Genomic DNA, 18,656 nt, shown 5'->3' with positions numbered 1-18,656 from the left:
CGCTCCCACAGGTACAGCGCCGATTGCCGAATCAGCGCTGTACCTGTGGGAGCGGGCTTGCCCCGCGAAGAGCCCCGCGCCGCTGTTAGATCAGCGTGCCGGTAGCCACTGGTGCCGACGGTGCGTTGCTGGCAGGTGCCGCGCTTGGCGCTGGCGCCGCGGTAGCGGCCGGTGCGGCACTGGCCGCCGGTGCTGCCGGCTTGGCGGCTGCCGGCTTGGCCGGTGCCTTCTTCACCGCAGGTTTTTTCGCAGCAGCAGGTTTTGCTGCAGGCTTGGCAGCAACTGGCTTGGCTGCAGGTTTCGCCGCAGGTTTGGCCGCAGCAGTCTTGGCCGCTGGTTTGGCCGCAGGCTTGGCCGCCGCCGTTTTTGCTGCAGGCTTGGCAGCTGCCTTGGCCAGCGGTTTGGCTGCAGTCTTGCTGGCTGCAGGCTTGGCCGCAGCGGCGCGCGACGAGATTGGCGTGACCGAAGCCCCGGTCAGTTTCTCGATCTGCTTGGTCAGGCTATCAACCTGCTGGTGCAGCGCCTTGATCTCATTGCGGCTCGGCACGCCAAGGCGCGAAATGGCGCTGTTCAAGCGCTTGTCGAAGGCCTCTTCGAGTTCGCTCCACTTGCCCAATGCGCGATCTTTCACGCCGGACACGCGCGAGGTGGTCGAAGACTTGGCGCTGTCGGCCACATCTTCTGCAGCCTTCTTCGCCTGCTTCTCGGCCTTCTCGCCATCCTTCACCAGCGAGTCGAACAGCTTCGGGCCGTCCTGGTCGACTTTCGAGTAGATACCCAGCCCTGCCAGCCAGATCTTGCGGGAGTACTTCTCGATCCCACCGACCCAGGAGCTGCCTTCTTTGTCGGAATTCTTCTTGCCAGCCATCCTGCTCTCCTTATGGTTTGTGCGCGACGCGCTCGAGCAGCTCATGCAGCTGTTCAAGCTTGATGGACAACGCCTCAACGTCATGTTTAGACGGAATGCCGAGGCGATTCAAGGCGCGACCTACCCGTGCGTCGAAAGCTTTTTCGATCTTGTCGAGTTGAATCTCGACCTTGCCGCGTACGCGGCTGACTTCTTCAGCGGCTTCGTCGATCTGGTTGTTAGCGGCATCGAGCTCTTTGTCGATACGTTTCTTGCCACGCTTCTCGACGCCTTCACCGGCTTTCACCAGCTCCTGAAAGTACTCGGAGCCTTCCTGGCCAACACGGGCGTAGGCGCCAATGCCTGCCAGCCAGATCCTGCGCGCATAACCGCGCACCTCGCCCAACGTGCTCTGGACGTCTTCCTTTTTCTTCACATTCACTTTGGCCATGCTCTGTACCTCATGCTCATGAGTGGAGGAGAACCGCCCATGAAGGTTGGGCTTGAGCATAAGGTAATGAGCAAAATTAGAATCTTCACCCTAGGCTTTGCAGACGAAGTGCCTGTGCGGGGAACCTACTGCGTTGCAACAGGCGCACCTTTACCTATCTACCACCGCCCGCCTGGCAGCGCGAGCAAGCATCGGCCTCCCTAACCCACGGAGCGCCGCTGCAATGCCCGACTCGTTTTCCACTCCCCTCAACTCGTACAGGCAAAGGGTGGCCACCCACTTCGCCGAACGCCCCAGCCTGCGCAGCGTCATGGCCCGCGCCGCCTTCGAGGTGCTGGTAGACCATTATCCGTGGATCCGCAGCAATCATCCCGGGCTACGATCGCTCGAAGGTATGGCCATTGTGCATGCGCCGACAGATGACGGCGCGGCTCGGCAAAGTGACCTGATCAACACGCTGCTTACGCACTTCCTTGGCAGCACACCCCTGTCATTGGCCCCCACCGACCAATTCAGCCTGAAGCCGCCAGCGGTCTTTCGCCCGCAGCCGCAAGCGCCCACCATCGACCTGCGGATGGATGTTGTGGGCCGGGCGTTCAACGACATGCTGACGACGCTCACCGTGGCGCTTCAGCAAGCGCAGGTGAGTTTCTGGAATGGCGGCGAAGCCGACTCGGGTGTGTCACGTTTGCGCTGGCTGGAGCAGATGATCAAGGCTGCACTGCTCAGTGAACTCGAGAGCCAGGGCCTGCCCATCGATGCGAAACGCCTGTTGTACGCCTGTGTAGCCGAAGACAGCAGTGCACCCGCCATGCAGGGCCTGCAAGTGACATTGCAACAAGGGGGCGAGGCACATCACCTGGTATCTGCGGACCTGCTCATGATCGCGGAGCGCAACGAGAACAGGCTGGTGCTCTGGTGCAAACCTTCGGGTACGGTACGCAGCTTCGACGATTTATCCACCTTCGCCCTGGCCTTGCGCGACGAACTCGCCGACCACTACGGTTTCGACACGCTGGCCTGGGCATGCAAGCCGGTAGAGGGAAATGCGTTCCGCTACCAGGCCTGCCAGTTGCTGAACGGTGTCTTGCAGGCCATCGAACGCGTACAGCTATGCGCGATCGCACGCGTCGACGACCTGGAGCGCCTTTACAGCCAGCTCTGCGACCCCTCCGTGGCCTTCCCGGAGCACACCTGCATCGCCCGGCAGGCGCCGGCCATCCCGCTGCCAGCCTGGCTTGCCCAAGCCGCCATCAGTGACCGCTTCGACTACCACCGGGCGATGCTGGCGCTGTCCGCTCGCCAGGCGCTGACAGCAGCAACGACAGCGGCGGACGACTTCGAGGACCTGCAGCAGTACTCCACCCGCCGCCTGCGCGAACAGATGAGCGCGGACCACCCCGGCAAGGCGGTGCCGGCCTCCGATCAGTTGCTTGTCTCGATTTCGCAAGTGGTCGAGATATCGTCCACCGGGCCAGCGCGCCTGGAGCCGCTCAAACCCGTCTCCCTGACCGAACTGGCCATCTCGCGCTTGCAACCGAACCTGCAGGAAGTCGCCACGGCAGTCACAGCAGCCGGCACACAACCCGTCGAAGGCTGGCTGGACCTCGATTACGTCAATCGCCTGGTAAATACGGTGGATGTGGGTGGCCAATATCCCCTGTACATCCACGAAAAGCTGCAGGACCCGGTCGACCGTGACCAGCGTATCCAGCGCTTCGCCAGGGAATGGCGCAGCAGCCTGCTGCTGGACGCTCTCCAGGCCAGGATCGAGGGGCGCTTGGGCGAACAGGCCTGCCAGGCATTGATGCTGTTCTGCCGTGACACGACAACGGCCACCGCGCCAGTCAGCGTAGCCCCGCTGGCATTCCATTGCGCACCGGGCGCCAGCCGTGCCAACCGGGTGCATGGGATGTTCGTGATCGTGGTCGCACAACCACGCATTTGGGTCCTCTATCGCCCGCTGGCCGCCGACCGCAGACTGCTGGCATACACCAGCGAAGCACTGTTGATGGCCGATATCCGCGCGCCTGGCGAACTGCAACAAAGCATCCTCGCCTGGCTGGATGACGCGGACCGCTCAATCTATGACAACGGAGGGTTCACCCGGCCCCACCTGCACCCGCAGCTGTCTGAACTGGCCGACTTGCTGGGGGCCGGCACGGTGCTGACCGAACACGCCCTGGAGCAGTTGCGTGCGCCAGCCAACCTGGCCTTCGCTGCCTGGTCGGACGATCTGCCCACCCAGCTGCTTCAATCCCATGCCGAAGCGATGGTGCTGCTGGCTTCGCGCCAGAGTGTCTCCAATGCCCAGCTGCGCTGGGCGATGGTGGTGCAACTTGGCTGGATGGCGTTCAACACGGTGACAACGCTGCTGCGCGGGCCTGCGGCTACGGTGATCTGGCTGGTCGGCACAGTGGTCAGCCTTGAAACCGACCTGTCAGCGCTAGCCACAGGCAGCCTGGAGGAGAAGGCGTTGGCCGCCTCCGACCTGCTGGCCAATATCGCCATGCTGCTGGTTCACGTTCATGACATGGCACCGCCGCAACGGGTACAGCCGGAAAAGGCTGAGCTGTACCTCGGTGGCCCATCGCCTCGCCAGGCCGGCAGTGCGGCGCGACAGGAACAGCCCCAGGCCAGGGCCTGGCAAGACCCGTCCCAGCTGCCTGGGCCCACCCCCTGCAAGGTAAGCGCCTGGGGCAATAACCAACGCATCGGCAACCTTCCGAGCGCGGCGCGCAATGCCCTGCTCGAAATGCGTGCCAGGGTTGACCTGCAAGGGCTGGCGGCGCAGCAGCAAGGGCGCCTGCGCGGGCTGTACAAGGTCGACGAGCGCTATTACGTGAAGCTCGAGGCCACCACCTACGAGGTCGAAGAGACCTACACCGGCCTGCGCATCATCGGCCCCGATACCAGTGCAGGCGACTGGCAGGCGCTTGGCGGTGCCTGGGATGGCTACCACATCGTCGGGCGCGAACGCAGCAGAGGGCCCTGGCTGACCCGCTGGAACGGCGAATGGATGATCGACCTGCGGCTGGCGGGCGGCATGCCCAGGTCACGCAAGGAGGTAGTGGATGAGAACCGAACCGCGATTGTTGCCCTGCAGGAACAGCGAAAACGCAACGACCAGGCGATCCTGAAGAACGAGACCTTCATCGAAAGGTACCTGGAACTGAGCAAACCCTACGACGAGGCCGCGCGGGAAGTCAGGCGAGCGCTGCGTGAACACCCGGGTATCGCCCGCGGCGACCTGCCAGAAACGCTGCAGGAACAGTTGCGCACGGTGCAGACCATGCGCAACGAGATCCGGCCGCATTTGCTGATCATCTCGCTGACTTATGAAAAGCAGGCCGACCTGCTGGCCTCGCAAGTCAGGCTGTTCACCCAGATGAGCGAGCCGCGCTTCGCCAGGCTCGACCCACGGAGCACATCGGTCCTGGGCCGCAGTCAGTGGGCGGAACAACTGCTCGACACCGACCTGCATCTGTTCCACCGCCTGCTCGACCTCACCGACTATGAGGTCCTGAGGCAACAGTCGGCGCAACTGGTCAAGTTACCGTTCGGCCAGGAACAAGGGTTGCTGTACCTTGCGTACCGCGACAACCTGGCAGCGGCGCACGCCACTCACAAGCGCGTACTCACGGTCAGTGAACGCCTGGACCAGAACATCGCACACGCCCTGGCCGACTCCACCCTGCAGTTCAAGGACAAACCGGCGAAGCTGGAAAAAATCATTGGCCAGCGCCACTACTCGACCGTCATCACCCGCGGCCAGGTGATCAGCGATCTGGCCCAGTTGGTAGTGAACAGGGAGCAACTGACCGGTGAAAACTTCGACGAACTGCTGCGCATGCAAGCAAGCCTGCGCGATCGCGGCTTCGAGGCGGCACTGCTGAGCCACGATGGCCTGGCGGCGGCGAACCTGCCCGCCGAAGAGCAAGCGGAAATCCTCGGCAATGCCGTACGCGAATACCAGGCTTCGCTTGGCAAGGCCAACTACCTGCTGTCGTTGAACGAGCCGGCACTTGATACTGCACGCCTGGAGCAGTACATAGGCGAGGTAACGGCCTTGAAGTCAGCGGCCGAGCATGACTTGAGCAACGCCCTGCTCGCCCGCCAAGGCGGCATGCCCGCCCAGCCCAGGCAGTTGACCTACCGCGGGCGCCCAGGCAGACGCAAGCTGATCCGCACCGTGCAGGGTAGAACGATCCTGGCCGAAGACACCGAAGAAGGGCACCTGGCGACGCAGAGCGACCCTGTCACCCAGCAGACCGTCCAGTACCAGCAGCGTGGCGAGCAGTGGGAACCGGTACCCAGCGCCGCACCCCTGCGTAGCAACGCCTACCTTCGCCGCGTCGGCGCCAGCCTGCTTGCGCAGAAGGCTGGCAAGCTCGCCCTGGCCGCCCGCTATTCGAATGAACCCAACAGCCTGGCAGACCTGATGGACTGGCAGATCCAGGACATGGACGACATCGCCCGGCAGTTGACGGCCGGTCCGGCCGAGGGCCAGGCCCTCGCAGGGCAACTGAACGAGGCGGTCGAGGCGCTGCAGGCTGAAAAGCGCCGCTTGCTTACCGACGCCTACTTCAACACGCGGCATCCGGACAGCAAGGCATTGCGCTACCTTCATGAGCAAGGCCAGATCGAGATAACCCTGAGCAAGGCGCGCAAGCGGCTCAAAGCCGACGACTACCTGGATGTCTACAGCATTTTTCGCAAGCAACCCAGGCAGATGCTCTGGGAAGCGCACTTTCACTACACCAGTGCCCAAGCCGCGGCTCGCAGGTTTGCCAAGGCCCATTTGAAGTTCTGGGAACCCCGGGCCATGAGCCGCGAGGAAAAGCTGGAGCGCTCCCGCGACCCGGCAGAGCGGATCCATGTCTACCGAGGCGACCTGCGCCTAGAGCAGATCGAAGGCGTGATTCCTTTCCCCGACAACTGACTACAGAGGGCGTCAGGCCAGTGCCTTGTCCAGCGCCCGCTCGATTTCACCCTTGATGGTGCCGCTCATCATCGACAGCATCATGCCCAGCTTCAATTCGACGCGGATGCTGTCGTCGCCAATGTGCACGCTGCCATTGGCGCCACTGCGCGCCACGTCCACGCGGTCGCCGTTCCAGGTGGCCTTGAGGTCGTACTCACGGCTGAGCTTGTCGACCAGCGCTTCGGCCTTGGCGCGGGCGGCCTCGCGGCCTAGGGAGTGTTTGCGTTCGACGCTGATCTGGGTCATGCGGGTGTTCCTGAAGATGAAGACATAATTGGCATTATGCCCGCCCCTGCCCACTGGCACACCCCGCCAAGACAAATCCGCCCGTTCGCCCTAGAATGGCGGTAATTTTTTCCGGTGAAGCGATATGAACGACCAGCGCAAAGGCGAACACGCCGAACCCACCACTCATTTCGGCTACCAGGACGTCCCCGAGAGCCAGAAGGCAAAGAAAGTCGCCGAGGTATTCCACTCGGTGGCCGCCAAGTACGACCTGATGAACGACGTGCTTTCCGGCGGCATGCACCGCTTGTGGAAGCGCTTCACCATCGAGCTGTCGGGCGTGCGCAGCGGTAACCGCGTGCTGGACATCGCCGGTGGCACCGGCGACCTGGCCGCCAAGTTCTCGCGCCTGGTTGGCCCAACCGGTCAAGTGGTGCTCGCCGACATCAACGATTCGATGCTCAAAGTCGGCCGTGACCGCCTGCTCGACCGTGGCGTGGCCGGCAACATCGAGTTCGTCCAGGCCGACGCTGAAAAGCTGCCGTTTCCGGACAACCACTTCGACTGCGTGACCATCGCCTTCGGCCTGCGCAACGTCACCCACAAGGACGCAGCGATCCGCTCGATGCTGCGCGTGCTCAAGCCCGGTGGCCGCCTGTTGATCCTGGAGTTCTCCAAGCCGACCAACAAGCTCATGTCCAAAGCCTACGACGCTTACTCGTTCGCCTTCATGCCACTGGCCGGCAAGCTCATCACCAATGACTCGGAAAGCTACCGTTACCTCGCCGAATCGATCCGCATGCACCCGGATCAGGAAACCCTCAAGAGCATGATGGTCGAGGCCGGTTTCGACCGCGTCACCTACCACAACATGACCAGCGGCATCGTCGCCGTGCACCGGGGAATCAAGCCCTGATGCTGCTGGCAGGGCTGCTCGCCAGCGTCGAACATGGCCTGAACCGCGTCCTGCGCATGGACAGCACGGCCCTGCCGCGGCTGGCCGCGCTGGAAGGCAAGGTCATCGAAATCGACTGCCGTCAGCCGGCCCTGCAGGTCTTCATCCTGCCCGATGAAGAAGGCCTGATGCTCGCCGCCCATTGGGAGGGCGAGGTGGACTGCAGCCTGCGTGCACCGGCCGGCAGCCTGGCGCAACTGGCCCTGGCCAGGGACAAGACCGCCGTGCTGCACAGCCCGCAGGTCGAACTGCATGGCGACAGCGCCGTGCTGCTCGACCTGTTCGGCGTGCTGCAAGACCTGGAGCTGGACTGGGAGCACGAGCTGCAACGCTGGCTCGGCCCGGTCGCCACGGCGCTGCTGGCAGGCCACATTCGCCTGCGCGCACGCTGGACCCGCCAGGGCCTGGCACGCTTCAGCCAGAACCTGTCCGAATACCTGGCCGAAGAGTCGCGCACCCTGGTGGGCAAGCGTGAAGCCGAAGCCGCCTTCAGCGAGCTCGACACCTTGAAGGTCGACATAGAACGCCTCGAGGCGCGCCTGTTGCGCCTCTCCCGATCCCTTGATACCAGCGATAACGCATGAAGCTGCTCGCCGTCCGCCGTCTTTTCCGCATCCAGCGCGTGGTGATCCGCTACCGCCTCGATGACTTGTTGTTCGACCTGCCGCTGCCCTGGTGGCTGCGCAGCCTGCGCCTGCTGATGCCGTGGCGCTGGCTGCCGCGCAAGCCGTCCGAGCTCACCCGCGGTGCACGCCTGCGCCTGGCATTGCAGGACCTGGGGCCGATCTTCATCAAGTTCGGCCAGCTGCTGTCCACCCGCCGCGACCTGCTGCCCCCCGACATCGCCGATGAGCTGATGGGGCTGCAGGACCGCGTGCCGCCGTTCGACCCGAAACAGGCCGTGGCGCTGATCGAAGCACAGCTGGGCGCCAAGGTCGGCCAGGTGTTCAGCCGCTTCGACGTCGAGCCGCTGGCCTCGGCCTCGGTGGCGCAGGTGCATGCCGCACGCCTCAAGACCGGCGAAGAGGTGGTGGTCAAGGTGGTGCGCCCGGGCCTCAAACCTGTGATCGCCCAGGACCTGGCCTGGCTGTTTCTGATTGCCAAGGCCGCCGAGCGCGCCTCGGCCGACGCCCGCCGACTGCACCCGGTGGAAATCGTCGGCGACTACGAGAAGACTATCTACGACGAGCTCGACCTGCTGCGCGAGGCGGCCAACGCCAGCCAGCTGCGGCGCAACTTCGAGGGCTCGGAGCTGATGTACGTGCCCCAGGTGTACTGGGACCTGTGCCGCCCCAAGGTGCTGGTGATGGAACGCATCTACGGCGTGCCGGTGACCGACATGGCCACCCTGGCCGACCAGCGCACTGACATGAAGCTGCTGGCCGAGCGCGGCGTCGAGGTGTTCTTCACCCAGGTGTTCCGCGACAGCTTCTTCCATGCCGACATGCACCCCGGCAACATCTTCGTCAGCACGGTAAAGCCGTGGAGCCCGCAGTACATTGCCATCGACTGCGGCATCGTCGGCAGCCTCACCGCCGAGGACCAGGACTACCTGGCGCGCAACCTGTTCGCCTTCTTCAAGCGTGACTACCGCCGCGTTGCCGAGCTGCACATCGACTCGGGCTGGGTACCGGCGCACACCAAAGTCAATGAATTCGAGGCCGCCATCCGCACCGTGTGCGAGCCGATCTTCGAAAAACCGTTGAAAGATATTTCCTTCGGCCAGGTGCTGATGCGCCTGTTCCAGACTGCCCGGCGCTTCAACATGGAGGTGCAGCCCCAGCTGGTGCTGCTGCAGAAGACCCTGCTCAACATCGAAGGCCTGGGCCGTCAGCTCTACCCCGACCTGGACCTGTGGAGCACCGCCAAGCCGTTCCTCGAACGCTGGATGCGCGAGCGCTACAGCCCCAAAGCCGTGTTCGGCAACCTGCACAGCCAGGTGGAACAACTGCCGCACCTGGCCGACATGACCCGCGACCTGCTCGAACGCCTGTCGCAGCCGCACCTGCACGACCCACAACTGCCAGAGCGCCGCCGCCAGGGCGACCGCTGGGCGCTGCGCCTGCTGGGTGCCGGCCTGCTGGGTGGCGGTGCGGTGCTGGCCGCCGGTGCTGCCGAGGCCGCCAGCCTGGCAGCCCCAGCTGCCTGGCCGGCCTGGCTGATGGTGGCTGCCGGCCTTTACCTGATCGTGCGCCAATAGCCAGCCGCGCTGCTGGCTGGCACACTAGCGCAAGGGGCCCGGTACAGGAGCGGGCCCGGCTTTGGAGTCGACGATGAAAGACTGGCTGGACGAGATCAAGTGGAACAGCGATGGCCTGGTACCGGCGATCGCCCAGGACCACAAGACCGGACGCGTACTGATGATGGCCTGGATGAACCGTGAGTCGCTGGCACTGACTGCCGCCGAGCATCGTGCCATCTACTGGTCACGCTCCCGTGGCAAGCTGTGGCGCAAGGGCGAGGAATCTGGCCATGTGCAGAAGCTGCACGAGATGCGCCTGGACTGCGATGCCGACGTGATCATCCTGATGGTCGAGCAACTGGGCCATATCGCTTGCCATACCGGCCGTGAAAGCTGCTTCTACCGCGTCTTCGAAGACGGCCAGTGGAAAACCGTCGACCCGGTGTTGAAAGACCCGGATGCCATCTACAGCGCAGGACACTGACATGAGCGATACCCTCAACCGCCTGGCCGAAGTGCTCGAAGAACGCAAGCACGCGGCACCCGACAGCTCCTATGTGGCCAGCCTGTACCACAAGGGCCTGAACAAGATCCTCGAGAAACTTGGCGAAGAGTCCGTCGAAACCATCATTGCTGCCAAGGACGCCGAGGCCAGCAAGGATTACAGCGATGTCATCTATGAAACCGCCGACCTGTGGTTTCATAGCCTGGTCATGCTCAGCGCACTGGGCCAGCATCCACAAGCCGTGCTCGATGAACTGGAGCGCCGTTTCGGCCTCTCCGGGCACGATGAAAAAGCCGCGCGCCAGCCCTCGGCCTGACCGAATAGCATTCTAGGAGAGCACCATGGGTATTTTTGACTGGAAACACTGGATCGTCCTGCTGGTCGTCGTCGTGCTGGTGTTCGGCACCAAGAAGCTGAAAAACCTGGGTGGCGACCTGGGCGAATCGATCAAGGGCTTCCGTAAAGCCATGAACGACGAAGAGACCAAGCCGGCCGAGCAGACCCCGCCGCCAGCCCAGCCGATTCCACCGGTACACACCACCCAGCCGCACGCCGCTGCGCCGCAGCAGCCGCAGCCGCAGCCGCAGGGCCACACCATCGAGGGCCAGGCCCAGCCGGTCCAAGAGCCGCAGCGGAAAGACTGAGCCATGTTCGGCATCAGCTTCAGCGAGTTGCTGCTCGTCGGCCTGGTAGCGCTGTTGGTGCTCGGCCCCGAGCGCCTGCCTGGCGCCGCGCGTACTGCGGGGCTGTGGGTCGGCCGGCTCAAGCGCAGCTTCAACGCCATCAAGATGGAGGTCGAGCGCGAAATCGGCGCCGACGACATCCGCCGTCAGTTGCACAATGAGCACATCCTGCAGATGGAACAGGAAGCCAAGCGCATCCTCAACCCGCTGACGCCGCCAGCCCCGCCGCCAGCCGCTGCGGTTACCGAGCAGCCTGCCGCCACGCCAACGCCAGCGCCGGTAGCACCTGTAGCGCCGGCCACTGCGCCCGAGCAGCCCGAACAGCCTCAACCGCCGCGAGCCCCATGAGCGAAAAACCGCAAGACGACCAGCCCATGCCGCTGGTCTCGCACCTGACCGAACTGCGCACGCGCCTGTTGCGCTGCGTCGCCGCGATCTTCCTGATCTTTGCCGGGCTGTTCTCTTTCGCCCAGCAGATCTACACCCTGGTCTCGGCGCCCCTGCGCGACCACTTGCCAGCCAACGCAACGATGATCGCCACCGATGTGGCCTCGCCGTTCCTGACGCCGTTCAAGCTGACCATGATCGTCTCGCTGTTCCTGGCCATCCCGTTCATCCTGCAGCAGATCTGGGGTTTTATCGCCCCGGGGCTGTACCGCCATGAAAAACGCATCGCCATTCCGCTGCTGGTATCGAGCATCTTCCTGTTTTACGCCGGCATGGCCTTCGCCTACTTCCTGGTGTTCCCGCTGATGTTCAAATTCTTCGCCGCTGCCACACCGGCAGGCGTGGCGATGATGACCGACATCGCCAACTACCTCGATTTCGTCATGACCCTGTTCTTCGCCTTCGGCGTCGCCTTCGAAATACCGGTGGCGGTGGTGCTGCTGGTGTGGATCGGCGTGGTCGATGTGCAATACCTGAAGAAAATCCGCCCCTACGTGATCATCGGCTGCTTTGTGGTCGGCATGATCCTCACCCCGCCAGACATCTTCTCGCAGACCCTGCTCGCCGTGCCCATGTGGCTGCTGTTCGAAATCGGTGTGCTGTGTGGCAGCCTGATCCGCAAGCGCAGCCACCGCGATGATGAAGCGGCGAACGACCACAACGACCAGCCGCCAGCGACCCAACCGTGAACCTGTTGCTTCTTGAAGAGGCCGACTTCGTCTCGGCCGACCGTGTCGTCCTTGCCGATCGGCGCTTTACCCACATGCTGGAAATCCACCGTGTGGCGGTGGGCGACAGCCTGCGCGTGGGCCGTATCAACGGCCTGATGGGCAACGCCACGGTGGTGCGCCTGGAGCAGCACGAAGCCGAACTTGAAGTCGGCTTCAACCAGCCGCCGCCCGCCAAACTGCCGCTGACCCTGGTGCTGGCCGTGCCGCGACCAAAGATGCTGCGCCGGCTGTTCCAGACCGCCGCCACCCTGGGCGTACAGCGGTTGGTGCTGGTCAACAGTTACAAAGTCGAGAAAAGCTTCTGGCAGACGCCCTTCCTGACCCCCGAGAGCATCCGCGAGAACTTGATTCTGGGGCTGGAACAGGCCCGCGACACGGTGCTGCCCGAGGTGCTCATCGAGAAGCGCTTTAAACCGTTCGTCGAAGACCGCCTGCCCGCCATCGCCGATGGGACCCTCGGCCTGGTGGGCCACCCGGGCCCCTACCCTGCCTGCCCGCGTGCAGTCGAAGGGCCGGTAACGTTGGCGATTGGCCCGGAAGGTGGCTGGATCCCCTACGAAGTCGAACTGCTGGGCAAGGCAGGTCTGGCGCCGGTGCAGCTGGGTGAACGCATTCTGCGCGTGGAAACGGCCGTCACGGCGTTGTTATCGCGAATTTTCTGACACCAAAGTCAGCGTTTTCCACCCATCAAGTTTCCCCGACCCAGGCCGATGCTCTGGCAACACAACAATAATTCCGTGCTGCCACGTTGCCGGGGGGTCGAACATGTACCAAAGGTTTTCCCAATCGCTGGGGAATATAAGCGTCAATCGAAAATTGGGGCTGGGCTTCGGCTTGGTGCTCCTGCTCACCCTGGCCATTACCTTCACGGGCTGGAAGGGCATGGACAGCATCATCGACCGGGGCGACAAGCTGGGCAATATTTCGGTGATCCAGCAATACACCCAGGAACTGCGCATCGCTCGCCAGCATTACCAACGTCAACGCGACGCCGCCACGTTGGGCGAATTGGATCAGGCGCTGGCCAACCTCGATCACCAGGTGCAGCGGATGCTCGGGGAGATCGAACAGCCCGCCGACCGCCAGCGCCTGGAGCAGCAGCGCGAGGCCGTGCGCATCTATCAGCAGGCCCTCACCGACCTGAAGCAGGCCGGTCAGCGCCGTGACACGAGCCGCGCCATGCTGGGCGACACCGCCGACAAGGCGGTCGAGCTGATCGGCCGTGTGCAGCAGCGCCTGCTGCAGGGCGGCGATATCACCCAGTACCAGGCTGCCGTCGAGGTCAATGCCCTGGTTCAGCAGGCGCGCTTCCAGGTGCGTGGCTACACCTACAGCGGTAATGCCGACTTCCAGCAGACCGCGCTTAAGGCGATCGACCAGGCCCTCGCCGAGCTCAAGGCGCTGCCGGGCAAGCTCCCAGCCGACTATGCCGCCAGCCTCGATGACTCCGCCACCGCCTTGGCCGCCTACCGCGATGCGGTACGCCAGTTCGGCGACGCCCAGAATGCCAGCGAGCTGGCCCTGCAGCACATGGCCGATCAGGGCTCGGTGCTGTTGCAAACCAGCCAGGCGATGACCCTTTCGCAAACCGAAGTGCGTGACGCCGGCAGCCACCGGGCCAAAGTCATGCTGGGCGCAGCCACCGCCTTCGCCATGGTGCTGGGCTTGCTCGCCGCATGGGCAATCACCCGGCAGATCATCATCCCGCTGCGCCAGACCCTGGCCGCCGCCGAACGCGTGGCCAACGGCGACCTGCGCCAGGACCTGGTCAGCACCCGCCGCGACGAGCTGGGCCAGTTGCAGGCCAGCATGCAGCGCATGACCCAAGGCCTGCGCGAACTGATCGGCGGCATCGGCGACGGCGTCACCCAGATCGCCAGCGCCGCCGAAGAGCTGTCGGCTGTGACCGAGCAGACCAGCGCCGGGGTCAACAACCAGAAGGTCGAAACCGATCAGGTAGCGACCGCCATGAACGAAATGGCCGCCACCGTGCACGAAGTGGCGCGCAACGCCGAGCAGGCCTCGGAAGCGGCGCTGATGGCCGACCAACAGGCGCGTGAAGGCGATCGCGTGGTCAGCGAGGCCGTCGCGCAGATCGAGCGCCTGGCCAGCGAGGTGGTGAATTCCAGCGAAGCGATGAACCAGCTCAAAGCCGAGAGCGACAAGATTGGCAGCGTGCTCGACGTGATCAAGTCGGTTGCCCAGCAGACCAACCTGCTGGCCCTGAACGCGGCCATCGAAGCGGCCCGCGCCGGCGAGGCTGGCCGTGGCTTTGCCGTGGTGGCCGATGAAGTGCGCAGCCTGGCGCAACGCACTCAGCAGTCCACCGAGGAAATCGAAGAGCTGATTGCCGGCCTGCAAAGCGGCACCCAGCGGGTCGCCAGCGTCATGGACGCCAGCCGCCAGCTCACCGACAGCAGCGTCGAGCTTACCCGCCGTGCGGGCGGCTCGCTGGAAACCATCACCCGTACCGTATCGTCGATCCAGGCAATGAACCAGCAGATCGCAACGGCAGCCGAGCAGCAAAGCGCCACCGCCGAAGAGATCAACCGCAGCGTGATGAACGTGCGGGATATCTCCGACCAGACCTCGGCAGCCAGTGAAGAGACGGCCAGTTCCAGTGTCGAACTGGCGCGCCTGGGCACGCACCTGCAGGGCCTGGTCGGGCGCTTCAGGCTCTAACGGCACGGCTACTGGTAACGTCCTACGAATCAGGCTGAAATTTCCTACCTGATTCTCAGGTCAAGTCCTACGCGCTCTCCGCCGATGGGCAGGGGTGTCATGCCAGCAAAGTGCTGGCATGGCTCCCCTACTCAACTGGACGGAGACTTGCCATGTTCGGCTACCTCAACCGCAGGCTCGGCAACATCAGTGTCGGCGCCAAGCTCGCCCTGGGCTTCGCCGTGGTCCTGCTGCTTACCCTGGCCACCACCGTCAGCGGCTGGCGCGCCCTGGATGGTGCCATCACCCGCTCGGAACAGCTCAGCGAAATAGGCCGGATCAACGACCTGGTCAAGGATCTGCGCGCCGAGCGCATCACCTACCGGGTGCTGGCCGATGACACCAGCAAGGCGAAGATCGGCAGTATCCTGCAACAACTGGATGGCATGCTGACGGCGCTGCAGCAACGCAGCAGCGTCGATGAATCGCGCCAGATGCTGAGCCAGAAGCTGCAAGTGCTGCAGCGCCTGCACGACGATTTCAGCGCCCTGCAGCGCGGCGTCGAAAGCCGGCGCACCCTGCGAGCAGCCATGCAGGCGCAGGAACTGAAGCTCAACGAAGTGATCGACGAACTGCAAACCCAAGCCCTGCTGCAGATGCCCGCCGACAGCCAGCAGAACGGCGTATTGGGGCTGATGGACACGCTCAGCCGGCATGTCGACGGCGCCAATCAGCAGAGCCTGGTACCGGCGTACACGTTCTCGCCGCTGGGCGATTTCGCCAAAGTGGGCGATACCGCGCTGGACGCCGCCGAAGCCAGCCTCGGCCAACTGCTCAAAAGCATTGGCCCTTTGGGCCTGCCGCGCAGCCTGACGGAGCAGCCAGGCGTGGAGCTGGGCAAATACCGCGCTAGCCTCGATCAATACCGGCGCACCGCGCTGGGTGTGGAGCAACTGCAAGACGACATGGAGCAGAAGGGCGACGAGCTTCGGGCGGTCAGCCTGGAGCTGGGTGAAAGGAAGATCGAACAGCGCGACAGCGAAGCCCTGGCTGCCCGCTCACTGTTGACCAGCGTGGCCCTGCTGGCCCTGGTGGTCGGGGTGCTGGCCGGTTGGCTGATCACTCAGCAGATCACCCAGCCGCTGCGCCAGACGCTGGCCGTGGCGGCGCGCATCGCACGCGGCGACCTCAGCCAGGTGGAGCCCGTGCAGCGTCGTGACGAGATGGGCCAGCTACAGGTCAGCATGCGTGAAATGACCCTCAGCCTGCGCGAGCTGATCGGCGGCATCGACCAGGGTGTCGGTCAGCTGTCACAAGCCGCTACACAACTGGCGGCCAGCAGTGAGGACACCAAGCTACGCATCAACCAACAGCGCGAGGAAACCGACCAGGTAGCCACCGCCATGAACCAGATGAGCGCCACGGTGCAGGAAGTTGCACAGAATGCCGAGCAGGCGTCGATGGCGGCGACCAATGCCGACCAGCAGGCGCAGCTGGGCGACCAGGTGGTGGCCGAGGCCATCAACCGTATCGAGCAACTGGCCGGGCAAATGGACCACTGCCTGGCGGCCATGCAGCACCTGGCAGGTGAAAGTCAGCGGATCGGCAGTATTCTCGATGTGATCAAGTCGGTGTCCGAACAAACCAACCTGCTGGCACTGAACGCCGCCATCGAGGCCGCCAGAGCCGGTGAAGCCGGGCGTGGTTTTGCCGTGGTCGCTGATGAAGTCAGAGGGTTGGCGCAGCGCACGCAGCAGTCCACCGAAGAGATCGAACAGCTGATCGAAAGCCTGCACAGCGGCACCGACCAGGTCACCAGCCTGCTCGACAACAGCAAGCGCCTGACCGAGCAGAGCGTCGAGCTGAGCCGCAAGGCGGGGGATGCCCTGAGCCAGATCACCGATACGGTGTCGAGCATCCAGGGCATGAACCAGCAAATCGCCACGGCCAGCGAGGAGCAGAGCGTGGTGGCTGAGCAGATCAACCGCAGTGTGATCAGTGTGCGCGATGCGTCAGACCAGACCAGTGCAGCCAGTGAGCAGACGGCCGCTTCGAGTGGGGAGCTGGAGCAGCTGGGGCAGCAGCTACGGCGGATGGTGGGGCGGTTCAGCCTTTGAGATTGCAGGGGCCGCGTTGCGGCCCATTGGCGGGGCAAGTCGGATCGCCGCACCGCCGCTCCCACAAGGAGCAGTGAAGCGCCTGTGGGAGCGGGCTTGCCCCGCGAAGGGGGCGGCGCGGTTACAGCACCTGGCGCAAGAACGCCTGCGCGCGCGGGTCTTTCGGTGAGGCGAAGAACGCTGCCGGGGCAGAATCTTCCAGCAGCTTGCCGTGATCGAAGAACAGCACCCGGTCTGCCACTTCTCGGGCAAAGCCCATTTCATGGGTCACGCAGACCATGGTCATACCTTCCTGGGCCAGGGTCTTCATCACGTCCAGCACTTCACCGACCATTTCCGGGTCGAGCGCCGAGGTCGGCTCGTCGAACAGCATCACCTTAGGCTCCATTGCCAGGGCCCGGGCGATCGCCACCCGCTGCTGCTGGCCGCCGGAAAGCCGCGAGGGGTACTCGTTGGCCTTCTGCGAAATGCCCACTTTCTCCAGCAGCGCACGCGCCTTGGCTTCGCGCTCGGCCTTGCCGCGTTTGCGCACGACCTTCTGGGCCAGGCACAGGTTCTCCAGCACAGTCATGTGCGGGAACAGGTTGAAGTGCTGGAACACCATGCCGACTTCGCGGCGGTAGGCATTGATGTCGGTCTTCGGGTCTGCGAGTTGCAGGCCGTTGATGGCCACATGGCCTTCGTCGAAATGCTCCAGGCCGTTCAAGCAGCGCAGGAAGGTCGACTTGCCCGAGCCCGACGGGCCGAGCACCACGACCACTTCGCCCTTGGCCACCTGGGTGGTGACGTTGTCCACCGCGCGTACCACTTGGCCACGGGTGTCGAACACTTTCAAAAGGTCACGGACTTCAATCACTTTGCGCAAGCCTCCGCTCGAGCCGGCTGGCCAGGTGCGACAGCGGCAGGTTGATCAGCAGGTACAGGCCTGCCACGCAGAACCAGATCTCGAACGTCGAGAACGAGGTGGTGATGGCCTCTCGACCGCTCTTGGTCAGCTCAGTGATGGCGATCACCGACACCAGCGAGGTGTCCTTGACCAGGCTGATGAACTGCCCGGCCAACGGTGGCAGCACGCGCTTGAAGGCCTGCGGCAGGATCACGTGGCGCATCGACTGGCCCGCGTTCAGGCCCAGCGAGCGCGCTGCCTCGTTCTGGCCCTTGGCGATCGACTGCACGCCGGCACGCACGATCTCGGCCACATAAGCACCGGTGAACAGCGCCAGCGCCGCCACACCGGCGAATTCACGGGACAGGTTGAGCACAGTGCCGATGAAGAAGTAGAAGATGAAAATCTGTACCAGCAGCGGCGTGCCGCGCACCAGTTCGACGTAGACGGTCGACAGGTCGCGCAGGGTCGGGTTGTTCGACAGCCGGCACAGCCCGGCGAACAGGCCGATCACCAGGCCCAGCGCCCCGGACACCACCGAAAGCCACAAGGTGGTCCACAGGCCCCATGCCAGCGGGCCGGCTGCCCAGTGGCGAGTCACGCCGATCTGGTCGCCTTCGGCAACGTCGTCACCGCGGCTAAGTTGCAGGCTGTCCTTGGCCACGTCGAGCACTTGCTCATCGCCGTTCTCGTCTTTGAGCGTAACGCGGGCGTTATCGCCGGAGACGACGATTTCCTGCACCGTGCCGTAGCCGCTGGCGCGTTGCGCTTCCTCGGCCTTGTAGGCGAAGTATTGCGGTACGCGGTTCCAGCGCCACTCGTAGGACATCATCGAGGTGGCCAGGTACAGGCTGATCGCCAGGCCCACCAGGACCAGCGCAGTCAGCGCGTGCCAGGGCCATTGGGCTTTCTTGTGTTTGATCACGTGGGTACTTCCGTAAATGCGAACGCGCAGGGTTTACCTGCGCGTCGGGGTCAAAGC

17 protein-coding genes and 1 pseudogene are annotated in these 18,656 nt (G+C 64.0%); 13 read left to right on the top strand and 5 right to left on the bottom strand.

What is annotated here, in order from left to right:
- Positions 1 to 85 precede the first annotated feature (85 nt).
- Positions 86 to 868 carry a phasin family protein gene (locus ACNQPL_RS23720; RefSeq protein ID WP_346614075.1) on the bottom strand — a complete coding sequence of 261 codons (783 nt, stop codon included), beginning with the start codon at positions 866 to 868 and terminating at the stop codon, positions 86 to 88.
- 10 nt (positions 869 to 878) lie between these two features.
- Positions 879 to 1,298, bottom strand: coding sequence for a phasin family protein (locus ACNQPL_RS23715; RefSeq protein ID WP_416468056.1), 420 nt, complete (start codon positions 1,296 to 1,298; stop codon positions 879 to 881).
- A gap of 223 nt (positions 1,299 to 1,521) precedes the next feature.
- Here ACNQPL_RS23715 and ACNQPL_RS23710 point away from each other — a divergent pair, with 223 nt between their 5' ends.
- Positions 1,522 to 6,240, top strand: coding sequence for a hypothetical protein (locus tag ACNQPL_RS23710; RefSeq protein ID WP_416468055.1), 4,719 nt, complete (start codon positions 1,522 to 1,524; stop codon positions 6,238 to 6,240).
- A 12-nt stretch (positions 6,241 to 6,252) separates the two neighbouring features.
- Here the strand turns inward: ACNQPL_RS23710 and ACNQPL_RS23705 are convergent, their stop codons facing one another.
- Complete coding sequence (locus tag ACNQPL_RS23705; protein ID WP_033701930.1) at positions 6,253 to 6,528, bottom strand: polyhydroxyalkanoic acid system family protein; 276 nt, start codon at positions 6,526 to 6,528, stop codon at positions 6,253 to 6,255.
- A 124-nt stretch (positions 6,529 to 6,652) separates the two neighbouring features.
- On the opposite strand from ACNQPL_RS23705, the gene ubiE reads away from it, so the two are divergent.
- From ubiE to ACNQPL_RS23645, 12 genes and pseudogenes are all read left to right on the top strand, one after another.
- A complete protein-coding gene (gene ubiE, locus ACNQPL_RS23700; protein ID WP_387522693.1) occupies positions 6,653 to 7,423 on the top strand; it encodes a bifunctional demethylmenaquinone methyltransferase/2-methoxy-6-polyprenyl-1,4-benzoquinol methylase UbiE in 771 nt (256 codons plus the stop codon).
- A complete protein-coding gene (locus tag ACNQPL_RS23695; protein ID WP_346614078.1) occupies positions 7,423 to 8,046 on the top strand; it encodes a ubiquinone biosynthesis accessory factor UbiJ in 624 nt (207 codons plus the stop codon). The genes ubiE and ACNQPL_RS23695 overlap by 1 nt, the downstream gene beginning before the upstream one ends.
- Positions 8,043 to 9,662: a ubiquinone biosynthesis regulatory protein kinase UbiB gene (ubiB, locus tag ACNQPL_RS23690; RefSeq protein ID WP_346614079.1), complete on the top strand. Its 1,620-nt coding sequence runs from the start codon at positions 8,043 to 8,045 to the stop codon at positions 9,660 to 9,662. The genes ACNQPL_RS23695 and ubiB overlap by 4 nt, the downstream gene beginning before the upstream one ends.
- Positions 9,663 to 9,735: 73 nt before the next feature.
- The gene (gene hisI / locus ACNQPL_RS23685) at positions 9,736 to 10,128 is read left to right on the top strand and encodes a phosphoribosyl-AMP cyclohydrolase (protein ID WP_050707261.1); all 393 of its coding nucleotides are present in this window, start codon (positions 9,736 to 9,738) and stop codon (positions 10,126 to 10,128) included.
- Between the two features lies 1 nt (position 10,129).
- Positions 10,130 to 10,465: a phosphoribosyl-ATP diphosphatase gene (locus ACNQPL_RS23680; protein WP_346614080.1), complete on the top strand. Its 336-nt coding sequence runs from the start codon at positions 10,130 to 10,132 to the stop codon at positions 10,463 to 10,465.
- 25 nt (positions 10,466 to 10,490) lie between these two features.
- Positions 10,491 to 10,793, top strand: a complete 303-nt coding sequence (locus tag ACNQPL_RS23675) for a twin-arginine translocase TatA/TatE family subunit (protein WP_346614081.1) — start codon at positions 10,491 to 10,493, stop codon at positions 10,791 to 10,793.
- Positions 10,794 to 10,796: 3 nt separating this feature from the next.
- Positions 10,797 to 11,180 (top strand): Sec-independent protein translocase protein TatB, encoded by a 384-nt coding sequence (gene tatB / locus ACNQPL_RS23670; RefSeq protein WP_346614082.1) that lies wholly within the window; start codon positions 10,797 to 10,799, stop codon positions 11,178 to 11,180.
- Positions 11,177 to 11,968, top strand: coding sequence for a twin-arginine translocase subunit TatC (gene tatC, locus ACNQPL_RS23665; protein ID WP_346614083.1), 792 nt, complete (start codon positions 11,177 to 11,179; stop codon positions 11,966 to 11,968). The genes tatB and tatC overlap by 4 nt, the downstream gene beginning before the upstream one ends.
- Positions 11,965 to 12,672 (top strand): 16S rRNA (uracil(1498)-N(3))-methyltransferase, encoded by a 708-nt coding sequence (locus ACNQPL_RS23660; protein ID WP_416468054.1) that lies wholly within the window; start codon positions 11,965 to 11,967, stop codon positions 12,670 to 12,672. Before tatC ends, ACNQPL_RS23660 begins: the two co-directional genes overlap by 4 nt.
- Positions 12,673 to 12,775: 103 nt before the next feature.
- A complete protein-coding gene (locus tag ACNQPL_RS23655; protein WP_416468053.1) occupies positions 12,776 to 14,692 on the top strand; it encodes a methyl-accepting chemotaxis protein in 1,917 nt (638 codons plus the stop codon).
- A 152-nt stretch (positions 14,693 to 14,844) separates the two neighbouring features.
- Positions 14,845 to 15,933, top strand: a pseudogene (locus ACNQPL_RS23650) (methyl-accepting chemotaxis protein); the annotation flags it as partial.
- Entirely contained in the window at positions 15,916 to 16,788 is an 873-nt protein-coding gene (locus tag ACNQPL_RS23645; protein ID WP_416468057.1) for a methyl-accepting chemotaxis protein, read from the top strand. The pseudogene ACNQPL_RS23650 and the gene ACNQPL_RS23645, both read left to right, overlap by 18 nt.
- A 121-nt stretch (positions 16,789 to 16,909) precedes the next feature.
- Here the strand turns inward: ACNQPL_RS23645 and ACNQPL_RS23640 are convergent, their stop codons facing one another.
- Both ACNQPL_RS23640 and ACNQPL_RS23635 read right to left on the bottom strand, forming a co-directional pair.
- Positions 16,910 to 17,644 carry an amino acid ABC transporter ATP-binding protein gene (locus ACNQPL_RS23640; protein ID WP_346614217.1) on the bottom strand — a complete coding sequence of 245 codons (735 nt, stop codon included), beginning with the start codon at positions 17,642 to 17,644 and terminating at the stop codon, positions 16,910 to 16,912.
- Entirely contained in the window at positions 17,637 to 18,599 is a 963-nt protein-coding gene (locus ACNQPL_RS23635) for an amino acid ABC transporter permease (protein WP_346614087.1), read from the bottom strand. Before ACNQPL_RS23635 ends, ACNQPL_RS23640 begins: the two co-directional genes overlap by 8 nt.
- Positions 18,600 to 18,656 lie beyond the last annotated feature (57 nt).

Origin of the sequence: Pseudomonas sp. LFS044 (assembly GCF_047978245.1) — a bacterium.
GTDB lineage: Bacteria > Pseudomonadota > Gammaproteobacteria > Pseudomonadales > Pseudomonadaceae > Aquipseudomonas.
The sequence above is the reverse complement of the archived record's forward strand: the minus strand, read 5'-3'. Positions and strand labels throughout refer to the sequence as shown.